Source organism: Intrasporangium sp. (genome assembly GCF_032907665.1).
Lineage (GTDB): Bacteria > Actinomycetota > Actinomycetes > Actinomycetales > Dermatophilaceae > Intrasporangium.
Genome location: NZ_JAJJPG010000113.1, coordinates 1 through 11,502, shown reverse-complemented (window position 1 = coordinate 11,502; position 11,502 = coordinate 1). Strand labels below are relative to the sequence as shown.

At 72.7% G+C, this 11,502-nt stretch carries 10 protein-coding genes; 9 read left to right on the top strand and 1 reads right to left on the bottom strand.

What is annotated here, in order from left to right; all coding sequences use genetic code 11:
• The 9 genes from LOY02_RS14850 to LOY02_RS14810 form a co-directional block, all read left to right on the top strand.
• Positions 1–1,419: lipopolysaccharide biosynthesis protein (locus LOY02_RS14850; protein ID WP_317183141.1), on the top strand; the 1,419-nt coding region annotated here is incomplete at its 5' end.
• Positions 1,420–1,548: 129 nt separating this feature from the next.
• Positions 1,549–2,964: a hypothetical protein gene (locus LOY02_RS14845; RefSeq protein ID WP_317183140.1), complete on the top strand. Its 1,416-nt coding sequence runs from the start codon at positions 1,549–1,551 to the stop codon at positions 2,962–2,964.
• On the top strand, positions 2,957–3,661 hold the full coding sequence (locus LOY02_RS14840; protein WP_317183139.1) for a NeuD/PglB/VioB family sugar acetyltransferase: 705 nt from the start codon (positions 2,957–2,959) through the stop codon (positions 3,659–3,661). The genes LOY02_RS14845 and LOY02_RS14840 overlap by 8 nt, the downstream gene beginning before the upstream one ends.
• Before the next feature lie 20 nt (positions 3,662–3,681).
• Complete coding sequence (locus LOY02_RS14835; RefSeq protein WP_317183138.1) at positions 3,682–4,695, top strand: N-acetylneuraminate synthase family protein; 1,014 nt, start codon at positions 3,682–3,684, stop codon at positions 4,693–4,695.
• A complete protein-coding gene (gene neuC / locus LOY02_RS14830; RefSeq protein ID WP_317183137.1) occupies positions 4,695–5,918 on the top strand; it encodes a UDP-N-acetylglucosamine 2-epimerase in 1,224 nt (407 codons plus the stop codon). The genes LOY02_RS14835 and neuC overlap by 1 nt, the downstream gene beginning before the upstream one ends.
• Complete coding sequence (locus LOY02_RS14825; protein WP_317183136.1) at positions 5,915–6,982, top strand: nucleotidyltransferase family protein; 1,068 nt, start codon at positions 5,915–5,917, stop codon at positions 6,980–6,982. The genes neuC and LOY02_RS14825 overlap by 4 nt, the downstream gene beginning before the upstream one ends.
• A 55-nt stretch (positions 6,983–7,037) precedes the next feature.
• Entirely contained in the window at positions 7,038–8,111 is a 1,074-nt protein-coding gene (locus LOY02_RS14820; RefSeq protein ID WP_317183135.1) for an SDR family NAD(P)-dependent oxidoreductase, read from the top strand.
• Positions 8,108–9,310, top strand: a complete 1,203-nt coding sequence (locus LOY02_RS14815) for a DegT/DnrJ/EryC1/StrS family aminotransferase (protein WP_317183134.1) — start codon at positions 8,108–8,110, stop codon at positions 9,308–9,310. The genes LOY02_RS14820 and LOY02_RS14815 overlap by 4 nt, the downstream gene beginning before the upstream one ends.
• A 94-nt stretch (positions 9,311–9,404) precedes the next feature.
• Complete coding sequence (locus tag LOY02_RS14810; protein ID WP_317183133.1) at positions 9,405–10,538, top strand: alanine--glyoxylate aminotransferase family protein; 1,134 nt, start codon at positions 9,405–9,407, stop codon at positions 10,536–10,538.
• Positions 10,539–10,719: 181 nt separating this feature from the next.
• Here the strand turns inward: LOY02_RS14810 and LOY02_RS14805 are convergent.
• Positions 10,720–11,502, bottom strand: a 783-nt coding sequence (locus LOY02_RS14805) for a PKD domain-containing protein (RefSeq protein WP_317183132.1), incomplete at its 5' end; no start/stop codon positions are given.

Below are 11,502 nucleotides of genomic sequence, written 5' to 3'. Positions count from 1 at the left end.
GTGACGAGCGACCCCGAGGCCACGGCCCACGAGTCGGGCTCCACGCGCTCGCTCGCGGGGCACTCGGTCGTGTACCTCGTCGGTACGGCCCTGCAGGGACTCGGGATCCTGCTCATCCTGCCGTTCGCGACGCGCCTGCTCGGCGACACGGAGTACGGCAGGGTCGCGACCGCGCTCGTCATCATCCAGATGGTCGGCACCATCGCGGCGGCCGGGCTCCCCCAGGTGATCCTCCGGGAGTACCACCGAGGTCAGGACGGTCCGACGGCCGGGAGGGCGCTCGCCGGGACGATGGCGCTGCTCGCCGCCGGCGTGGCCGTCGTGGGAGTCCTCGTCGGGGCGGCACTCGCGGCCGCCGGGCGCGCGGACTTCGGGCACTGGTCTCTCGTCGTCGTGGCGTCCGCCGCGCTGACGACGGTCGTCTCCGGCCAGACCCTCGCGCGGGCCCGACTGCGTCCGCTCCACTTCCTCGTCCTGGCGGTTGCCGCCACCGTCGTGGCCCACGCCGCGGGCCTGTTCGCCGCCCAAGGCGATCGCACCGCGCGGACCTACCTCACGGCCTACACGTTCGCGCTCGTCGCGGCTGCCGGGCTCGCGCTCGTCGTCGGGCGGCCCCTGCTGCCGACCGCCGCCCGGGTGCGCGTCCGCTCCGGCATCCGCCTCGCTGCTCCGCTCCTGCCGCACGCGGTGGCGATGCTCGGTCTGCTCATGGGCGACGTCCTGCTCGTCAACGCGCTCCTGGGCGAGGCCGCGGCGGGCGGCTACCAGGTCGCACTCCAGCTGGCGAACATGCCCTTCGTCCTCGCCGTGGCGCTCTTCAACGCCTGGGGGCCCCTCGTCCTGTCCAGGTCGGAAGTGGACCGGTGGCAGTGGACGGCCAGGACGGGCACGTCCCTCGTCCTCGTCGTCGGCGTCGGCGCGGCGGGGGTGGCTTTGCTCGGGCCCTGGCTCGTGCGTCTCATGGCGCCGGACTTCCCGCAACGCTCGACGTGGACGTCGCTGGGGCTCATCACCGTCGTGTCGATCGCCTACATGGTCTACCAGGGCGCCTCGCTCGCCGTCCTCGACCACGAGCGGACCTCACGCCTGGCCGCCGCTGCCGCGATCGCGGTCGTCGTCCTCGTCGCCCTCGGCGCCTGGCTCAGCGGTCCGCTGGGGGTCGCGGGCGTCGCCGGAGCCAAGGCAGCCGCCTACGTCGTGCTCATGGCCCTCACCGTCCACGCCGCCAGGACCCTGTCCACCCTTCGCTTCACGAGGTGGCTCTGGGCCGCTGCCGGGGCCGCGGCCGCAACGAGCGTCGCGGGAGCCCTGCTCCCTGCGAGCGGGACCGGGGCAGCCGTCCGGCTCGTCCTCGCCGGCGGACTGGCGGTGGTCGGGATCGCGCTCGCGCCCCGCGTCCTGCGCGGGGTGCGCGGCTAGGATGACGAGCGCCCGAGACATCGGGACCCCGCCGACGCCGCCCGCCCGCACCCGACCGCACCTGATCGGGGAGCGAGCCCAGCGGCATACGGCCCGAACGACGACACCGACCCGAGGAGAGACGCCTTCGTGGTGACACCGCTGGTCCACATGGGGCTCGGCTACGACGACCTGCTCGTCCCAGCCCTCGTGCACGCGGGCTTCGAGACGAAGGACCTCATCCTCGTCGTGCGCACCGACGCCAACCTCGCCTGGGTCCGGCGCCACGCCCCGCTCGCCACAACGGTGCGGCTGCCCTATGCCGCGGCCCGCAAGGCCGACGTCGTCAGCGGCCTCGCCCCGCACGCCGCCCTCAAACGGGCGTGCGCGGGGGTGGGCCTCGACGTGCTCGACCTCCTCGTGAGCGAGCGCGCGCTCCGCCGCAACCGGGTCGACACGGCGATGAACTTCCTCAACCTCGCTGCGGAGCATCTCGAGCAGGCCATCGCGGGGCGTGGACCGGTCCTCGCCCTCACCGAGTTCACCGTCACCTCGGAGCTGCTCACGGCGGGGCTCGTCACCCACCACGGGGGACTCGCGACGTGGCCACGCGGCATCCGGCTGCCGTCCGACCGCTTCGGGCTCATCGGCACGCCGAGGGGCATCACCCTCTTCGAGCGTCCCGTGGACGACCCCGGTGCCCTCGATGCCGGCAAGCGCTTCATCGACACGTGGCGGGCGGAGCAGGGCCGACCGATGGGCTACGCCCGCAACCTCAAGGTCGAGTCGGGTCAGGAGATCTGGCGTCTTGCCTCCGACCGGGTGCGGGAGTTCGCCGTCGACCGGGGCGCCAACCTCCAGCTGCCCAAGCCGTCCGACTACGCCCGCCTCCCGTGGCTCAACCCGCTCAAGGCCCGCCTCAACCTGCGCGAGTACGCCACCCGGCGCTGGGACCCGCTCCCGGAGCGGTTCGTCTTCCTGCCGCTACAGGTCCAACCGGAGTCGAGCATCGACGTCATGGGGCAGGAGTGGCGCGACCAGGCCTACACGGCGCGTGTCCTCGCGGACGCGCTCGCCCCGCTCGGGATCGGCGTCGCCGTCAAGGAGCACGCGCACTTCATGTGGCGCCGTGACCCCGACTACTGGCCGCAGTTCGACGTCCACCCCGGCATCGCGACGATCGACCCCTTCGCCGACTCGCGCGAGCTGATGAAGCAGGCCCTCTTCACCGTGACCGCGACGGGCACCGTGGGGCTCGAGGCGGGCCTGCTCGGGCTGCCCGTCGTGACCGGTGCGCAGATGCCGTGGAGCGGGCTCGGCAACGTGCGCCGGCTCGTCACGCCCGACGACCTCGTGGACTTCGTCGCGGATCGGGGTTGGGAGTCGTTGCGCGCGACCCAGAGCGAGATCGACGAGTGGTTCGTCCACGACTACGTCCGCAACTCCTGGGAGGGGCTCGTCCTCGACCCGCCGCGCGTCCCCGCGGTGCTCGAGCCGGACAACGTCAGGCGGGTGGGCGACGCCTTCGCCGAGGCCGCGGGCACGCTGGGCGGTCGTCATGAGTGAGCTGCCGTATGCCGCTGAGCCCCCTCCGCGCGCGCGTGACGCCTCGCGCGGCGCGGGGTGGGTCGTCTTCGGCGCGGGCGGGCATGCCCGTTCGGTCGTCGATGTGCTCGAACGGCTCGGCGAGACGGTCGTGGCCGTGGTCGGCGATGCCGGCGGCCGCGACTGGAACGCCGAGCACCGTGTCGAGCACCTCACGGACGAAGCCGGCGCCATCGATCGTGTGCTGGACGGGGGGCTGCGGGCCGTGGTCGCGATCGGTGCGCCGGGACCACGCCTGGCGCTGAGCCGACGCCTCGCCGAGGTCGCGCCGGCGGTCGTGGCGGCCACGGCGACGGTGGCCCCCGGAGCCGAGCTCGGCCCGGGGACCGTCGTCCTCGAGCACGCGCACGTGGGCCCGGCTGCCCGGCTCGGCCTCGGCGTCATCGTCAACACGGGCGCCAACGTCGAGCACGACTGCGTCGTCGGAGACGGCACCCACGTCGCGCCCGGTGCGGCGCTCCTCGGAGCCGCGACCGTCGGGTCGGAGGCACTTGTCGGCTCCGGCGCGCGGGTCCTGCCCGGGATCACCGTGGGAGCAGGCGTGACGATCGGCGCTGGAGCCGTCGTCACCCGGGACGTCCCGGCGGGTGTCACCGTGGCGGGCATCCCGGCGCGGGTCACCGGGTCGTCCTCCGCACGGGACCAGGGGGCGTCGTGAGGGCCGCCGACATCGCAGGTGTGACCATCCCGACCGAGGGCGACGTCTACGTCATCGCAGAGGCGGGCGTCAACCACAACGGCGACGTCGACCTCGCCCACCGCCTCGTCGACATCGCTGCCTCGTCCGGTGCCGAGGCCGTGAAGTTCCAGACGTTCTCGCCGGACAAGCTCGTCTCGTCGACGGCTGCGACGACGCCCTACCAACGTGACCGAGGAGGCAGCGCTGACCAGCGCTCACTCCTCGAGGCCCTCACCCTGCCCCGGACCGCGTGGGCCGAGCTGCGCGACCACGCGACGGACGCCGGCATCACCTTCCTCTCCACCCCGTTCGACCTCGAGAGCGCCGAGCTGCTCGTCGGGCTCGAGGTCCCCGCGCTCAAGGTGGGCTCCGGAGAGCTGACCAACCTGCCGTACCTGCGGACCCTCAGCTCGCTCGGCGTGACCCTGCTCGTCTCCACGGGCATGGGCTCGGCGGAGGAGGTCGCCGCAGCCGTCGACGCCTGCGCCGCGGCGCCGGGGCTGGTCCTCTTCCACTGCGTCTCGGCCTACCCCGCGCCCGTCGAGGAGTGCAACCTGCGCGCGATCCCCGCGATGTCCGCGGCCCACGACGTCCCCGTCGGCTGGTCCGACCACACCCCGGGACTGACGACCGCGCTCGGGGCCGTCGCCCTCGGCGCGCCGATCCTCGAGAAGCACTTCACGGCCGACCGCCGCCTGCCCGGGCCCGACCACCTGGCCAGCCTCGAGCCGGACGCCCTGGCCGAGTACGTCGCCGCCACGAAGCAGCTCGCGCGCGCTCTCGGCGACGGTGTGAAGCGGCGGATGCCCTCCGAGCAGGAGAACGCCGTCCTCGTCCGCCGCTCCTGGCACGCGGCCGTCGACCTGCCCGCCGGGACCGTGCTCGACGAGACCCACCTCTCGCTCCTCCGGCCGGAGGACGGCATCAGCCCCGCGATCGACCTTCGCGGGCGGGTCGTCGCGCGAGCCGTCGCTGCGGGCGAGCCGATCACGGACGCGGACCTGGGCGTCTGATGGGCGACGCACGCACGGTCGCGGTCTTCGTCGGCACCCGCGCGGACCTCGGTCCGCTCACCCCCGTCATCACCGTCCTCGCCGAGGCACCCGATGTCGCGCTCCACCTGCTCACCGGCGTGATGTATGCCGCTGACGACCTCGCGCAGGCCCTGCCGCCCGCGACGAGCCGAGACGCCGTCGTGCACGGTCTGGCCGAGCCGATGGCGGAGGTGACCGTCAGCGCCCAGCTCGAGCAGGGGGCGCGGCTCTCGTCCGCCGCGGGCAGGGTGCTCGCCTCGATCGAGGCCGACGCCCTCGTCGTCCTCGGTGACCGGTGGGAGCTGCTCTATGTCGTGCCCCCGGCCTTCCTGCTCGGCGTGCCCATCGTCCACCTCCACGGCGGCGAGGTCACCGAGGGTGCCGTCGACGAGCGGATCCGGCACGCGGTGACCAAGCTCGGCGACGAGCACTGCGTCGCCTCGCCCGACGCGGCGCAGCGGCTCGTGCAGATGGGCGAGCCCGAGGGACGCGTCCACGTCACCGGCGCACCCGGCCTGGACCGGCTGGCCGAGGCGGCGCCGCTCGACGACGAGGAGCTGGCCCGGCTCCTCGGGGTCGAGCGGGTCGAGCGGCCCGTCGCGCTCTTCACCTACCACCCGCCGACCGCGCAGGCGACGGCCCCGGTCGGGCAGTGGGCGCGCGCGGCCGCCGAGGCGACCCTCGCCGTCTGCGGCACGGTCATCGGAACCCACCCCGGCATGGACGAGGGCCGTGACGAGATCATCGTGGTGCTCGAGGCGCTCGCGGCGGCCGAGCCGAGGTTCCGCTTCGTCGAGGCCATCGGGGCGCAGTACCCTCGCGTGCTCGCCTCGGTCGACGTCGTCGTCGGCAACTCGTCATCCGGGGTCATCGAGGCGGCCACCCTCCGCCTGCCGGCGGTCGACGTGGGGGAGCGCCAACGCGGCCGGCTCCGGGGCGACAACGTGATCCACGCCGCCGAGGGCCGGGAGCCGGTCGAGGAGGCCGTCCGGGCGGCCGTGTCCCCTCAGGGTCGGTTACGAGCCGGCTCCGTGGTCAACCCCTACGGCACGGGCGACGCGAGCCGGCGCATCCTCGATATCGTGCGGAGGGCGGGGGACGCCGGCCGGGTCAAGCCCTTCGTCGACTCCGCATCACGGGCCGACCAGGCGGCGTTCGTGACGGAGCCGAGCGGTCGGCGAGAGGGGGAGGAGCCACGGTGACAGTGCCAGAGCCCGCCGAGGAGCTGCGTCGAGCGACCGCGCCGGCCTCGGCGACGCTGCGCGATGCCTTGCTCGTCATCGACCGGAGCGGCACCCGCGTCTGCCTCCTCGTCGACGATGCCGGCCGGCTCGCCGGACTGCTCACCGACGGCGACCTGCGCCGCGCGGTCATCCGGGGCAAGAGCCTCGAGGAGCGCGCCATCGACCACGCCACGACGTCGCCGCACACCGTGGCCGCCGGCTCGCCACGCGCCCTCGTCGTCGACCTGCTCACTGCGCTGCACGTCTCCGCGGTGCCCGAGGTCGCAGCGGACGGCACCCTGCTCGGCCTGCACACGCTCTCCGACGTCGTCGGCGCGCGGCCGCTGCCCAACGTCGCCGTCATCATGGCGGGCGGGCGCGGGACCCGGCTCGGCGAGCTCACCGCCGACACGCCCAAGCCGCTCATGACCGTGGCAGGACGGTCCATCATCGAGTGGCTCGTCCTCGGCCTCGTCGGCGACGGGATCCGCGACATCCACATCAGCGTCAACTACCTCGCCGAGCAGATCGAGGAGCACCTCGGAGACGGCTCGAGGCTGGGCTGCTCCCTCCGCTACCTCCGCGAGGACCCGGACCGGCCGCTCGGCACGGCCGGCTCCCTCGCGCTGCTTCGCGCCGAGCGTCCCGACCTCACCGACCCGGTGATCGTGATGAATGGCGACCTCATGGTCCAGTTCGATGCCGGAGACCTGCTCCGCACGCACCGCCGCACGGGCGCCACGATGACGATGGCCACCCGCAGCTACCAGCACGAGATCCCCTTCGGGGTCGTCCAGACCGAGGGCGGCCGCGTCGTCCGCGTCGCCGAGAAGCCGACCCTCTCGTTCGACATCAACGCCGCGGTCTACGCCGTCGCGCCTCACGCGCTCGCCTGGGTGCCCGAGGGCCGCGCGAGCGGGATGCCGGACCTCGTCGAGACCTGCCTCGCGAAGGGGGAGGTCGTCACCGCCTGGCCGATCGGCGGCGACTGGATCGACGTCGGCACCCCGACAGACCTGGCCCGCGCCAAGGGCCACACCTGAGCGGATGCCGGCCCAGCGGCATACGGCATCCATGAACCCACACGAAAAGGCAACTGTGACAACGACTCCAGAGGCGCCCTCCGACCCGGACCGCACCCCCGAGATCAGCGCGCGACCGATCGGCGCGTCGATCGCCGGGAAGACCGTGCTCGTGACCGGCTCCGACGGTTTCATCGGCAGTCACACCGTCGAGCGTCTCCTCGCCGACGGGGCGACGGTGCGGGCATTCTGCCTCTACAACTCCAACGGTCAGGCGGGGTGGCTCGACGAGAGCGACGTCTTCGCCCAGGCCGTGCGCGACGGGCAGGCCGAGGTCGTGCTCGGCGACATCCGCGACCCAGAGCACGTCGCCGCCACCGTCGAGGGCGTCGACGTCGTGCTCCACCTCGCGGCGCTCATCGCCATCCCGTTCTCCTACGTGGCCCCCCGCTCCTACGTCGAGACCAACGTCATCGGCACGCTCAACGTCCTCGAGGCGGTGCGACGGCACGGCACGCCGCGCCTCGTCAACACGTCGACCTCGGAGGTCTACGGCACGCCCGAGCAGGTGCCGATCACCGAGGACCACCCCCTGCGGGGCCAGTCGCCCTACTCCGCGACGAAGATCTCGGCGGACAAGCTGTGCGAGTCCTACGCCCTCTCCTTCGAGACTCCGGTCATGACCCTGCGGCCGTTCAACACCTTCGGCCCGAGACAGTCCGCGCGTGCGGTCATCCCGACCGTCCTCTCGCAGCTGCTCGCCGGCGCCGACGAGGTGCGACTCGGCGACGTGACGCCCCGACGCGACTTCACCTTCGTCACCGACACCGCGGACGGCTTCGTCCGGGCCGCGCTCGCCGACGTGGCACCCGGCACGACGATTCAGCTCGGCACCGGCCGCACCGTGTCGGTGGGCGAGGTCGTCGAGCTCTGCCGCAAGGTCACCGGCAGCACGGCGGAGATCGTCACCGAGCAGGCGCGGATCCGGCCGGAGGCATCTGAGGTGCAGGTCCTGCTCTCCGACCCGAGCCGCGCCAACGAGATCCTCGGCTGGGCCCCGACCATGTCCCTCGAGGAGGGACTCGCGAGGACCGCCGAGTGGTTGCGTCCGCGCGTGGACCCCGAGACCGCTGCGCGGTACCACCGATGAGCGGGCGGCTGGAGGCGGGCAGTGGCGCGCGCGAGGCACACGCACCCGGGGCCCGCGGCGTCGCCGGCACGATCCCGCTGGCGGTGCCCAACGTCGGCGCGCTGGAGCGGCAGTACGTCCTCGAGGCGGTCGAATCCGGCTACGTGTCGTCGGTGGGGCCCTTCGTGACGGAGTTCGAGGACCGATTCGCACACCGGGTCGGCGCCAAGCACGCCGTGGCCTGCGCGACGGGTACCGCGGCCATTCACATCGGACTCATCCTCCTGGGCGTCGAGCGCGATGACGAGGTGTTCTGCGCCGACTTCACCTTCGTCGGATCGGTGAACCCCATCGCCTACCTCGGCGCGCGACCGGTCCTCGTGGACTCCGAGAGGCTGACGTGGAACCTCGACCCGGCCCTCCTCGCCGGCGAGCTCGACCGTCGGGCCGCTGCGGGCGAGCGGATGCCCAAGGTCGTCGAGGTCGTCCACGTCCTCGGCCAACCCGCTGACATCGGACCGATCGTCGATGCGTGCGAGCGCCACGGCATCGCGATCCTCGAGGACGCCGCGGAGTCCCTCGGCGCCGGGTGGTCCGCCGGGCGGTTCGCCGGCCAGCACACCGGCACCGTCGGTCGCATCGGCTGCTTCTCCTTCAACGGCAACAAGATCGCGACGACCGGCGGGGGCGGCATGATCGTCACCGACGACGACGAACTGGCCACGCGGGCGCGCCACCTGACGACCCAGGCCAAGGTGCCGGACGTCGGCTACCTCCATGACGAGGTCGGCTACAACTACCGGCTGACCAACATCGCCGCCGGACTCGGGCTCGCCCAGCTCGAGCGCTTGGACGACTTCGTCGCCACGAAGCGGCGGATCGCGCTGCGCTATGACGAGGCGCTGCGGGACCTGCCCCTCGAGCTGCCCCCGCGGGTGCCGGGACTCGACGCGACCTACTGGCTCTACTCCGTCCTGCTCGCCGAGGCTGCCGGACGAAGCCGTGACGACCTGCTGGACCATCTCGGGCAGCACGGCGTCGGGGCGCGGGCACTCTGGCGGCCGTTGCACCTACAGCCGCCCTTCGCGGACGTGCCGGTCGTCGGGGGGCAGGTCGGGGATCGACTCTTCGACCGGGGGCTCTCCCTACCCTGCTCCACCGACCTCACCGATGGAGACCAGCAGCGGGTCATCGACGCGATGCGCTCGTTCTTCGCCTGAGGGGCGGGTGACGGGCACCGGCGTGCTGGGGTGCATCGGGCCGTGTGCCGGGGGTGCGTCGACGGCCGGCTCGGCTGGGCCTAGGTTGACCTCCATGGAACTTCCTCGTGCTGACGTGGACCCGGGTGGCCTTCTCGAGTACTCGGTGGTGTTCACCGACCGGTCCCTCAACCACATGTCCGAGCGGTTCGTCGGCGTCATGCACGACCTCGTCGACGTGCTGCGAACGACCTACCATGCCGACGCCGTGGCCGTCGTGCCGGGCGGGGGAACGTTCGCCATGGAAGCCGTGGCGCGACAGCTCGGAGGCGGGAGGTCGGCGGTCGTCGTGCGCAACGGCTTCTTCTCCTACCGCTGGTCGCAGATCCTCGACGCCGGCTCGATCGCAAGCGACGTCACCGTGTGTGCGGCCCGCCCTGACGGTCCGGCTCGCGATGCAGCGTGGTCACCGGCGCCGGTCGACGACGTCGTCGAGACGATCCGACGAGTGCGTCCCGGACTCGTCCTCGCCGCGCACGTCGAGACGGCGTCCGGCATGCTCCTGCCCGACGAGTACGTGGAGGCCGTCGCCGCCGCCACGCACGAGGCCGGAGGCCTCTTCGTGCTCGACTGCATCGCGTCCGGTGCGTTGTGGGTGGACATGGAGGCCGCAGGAGTGGACGTCCTGATCAGCGCACCGCAGAAGGGGTGGAGCGGCTCCCCCTGCGCCGGCTACGTCATGCTCGGTGAACGTGCCCGCGCGGCTGTCGCGGCGTCGGACTCGTCGAGCTTCGCGATGGATCTCCGGACGTGGTTGTCGATCACCGAGGGCTACCTCGAAGGGCGTGCTGCCTACCACTCGACGATGCCGACCGACACTCTGGCGCACAACGTCGCGCTCATGCTCGAGACACGCGAGCGTGGCCTGGAGTCGCTGCTCGCGGCCCAGGTCGACCTCGGGTCCCGGGTCCGGGCATTGCTCGCCGAGCGCGGCTTCGCCTCGGTGGCGGCCGAGGGTTTCGAGGCCCCTGGCGTCGTCGTCGTGCACACGGACGATCCCGGCCTGCAGTCGGGGGCGCGGTTCCGGGAGGTCGGTCTCCAGGCGGCGGCGGGGGTGCCGCTGATGTGCGGTGAGCCCGCGGACTTCGCGACGTTCCGGATCGGTCTCTTCGGTCTGGACAAGCTCGCCGACGTGGACGGCACGGTCGCCCGGTTCGCCGACGGCCTTGACCGGCTGGGAGTCCGCTGACCCGGTCGGACGACACGTAACCTCCTGGGCCCTCACGCACTGACCCGCCAGACGGGTCAGTGCGTGAGGAGCCACCGGGCAGTCCTCCCCGCAGTGGACCCGGCACGTCGGCGGATTCGGCTCGGATTCGGCTCGGGGGCCTGGCTCGGGGAGCTCGGGGAGGTCGGGGGCTGGGGGCGGGTCAGCGGTGGACGAGGACGGCCTTGGCTTCCTTGACCGTGATGGTGGTGCCCGGCTGAGGAACGGTGACCCGGTCCGGTATCTCGATCCACGGGCCGCCGTTGATGCGGAAGTGGGCTGCGAGGGTGACCTCGACTCGCGCTGTGTAGGTGCCCGGGCGGGTATAGCTGTGCACGACCTCGCCGTCCGGGTAGGTCCCGCCGGGCGAGTCCGTCGGCCCGAACGTCTCGCCGTCCCCGAAGTCGTACCGGTAGCCGATCAGCCGTGGACGGATCTGGACCCGGTAGCCGTGCATCCGGGACGGGTCGACGGTGTCGACCTCCCCGGGCTCGAAGCCGGCCGAGGACCAGGCCACCCGGTAGAAGGTCGGCAGGTTGACCAGGGTCGTGTCGCCCTCCGGCTGGATGGCGACGGCTGCCTTGGCCCACCGCGTCTCGTGGAAGGCCTGCACGATCATCTCGATCGTCGGCACCGGGCTCACACCCGGGACCTGGTTGGGCAGGCACGTCGTGCCGACGAGCTGTTGGCCCTCGGCACCCGCGGGCGAGCTCCCCTCGGGCCACTCGTCGGCGGGCAGCGGGTCGCCGTGCTCGTCGACCCACCAGCGGTACACGTCCGACAGCGGTCCCCGTCCCTGCTCGGCGGTGTTGTCCGCGCATGCTGCGGTCGCCGCGGCCATACAGTGCCCGCTCAAGGCAGGCCCGCCGTCGATGTCGCAGCCGGCAATGGACAACCGGTACCTCCACCGCGGCCCCGACTCGGCCACCAACCGCGCATACTCCGC

Excerpts from the sequence above, each read along its gene's own strand:
- LOY02_RS14815 (WP_317183134.1), top strand. The coding sequence starts at position 8,108 with ATGAGCGGGCGGCTGGAGGCGGGCAGTGGCGCGCGCGAGGCACACGCA.
- LOY02_RS14810 (WP_317183133.1), top strand. The coding sequence starts at position 9,405 with ATGGAACTTCCTCGTGCTGACGTGGACCCGGGTGGCCTTCTCGAGTAC.
- LOY02_RS14840 (WP_317183139.1), top strand. The coding sequence starts at position 2,957 with ATGAGTGAGCTGCCGTATGCCGCTGAGCCCCCTCCGCGCGCGCGTGAC.
- neuC (WP_317183137.1), top strand. The coding sequence starts at position 4,695 with ATGGGCGACGCACGCACGGTCGCGGTCTTCGTCGGCACCCGCGCGGAC.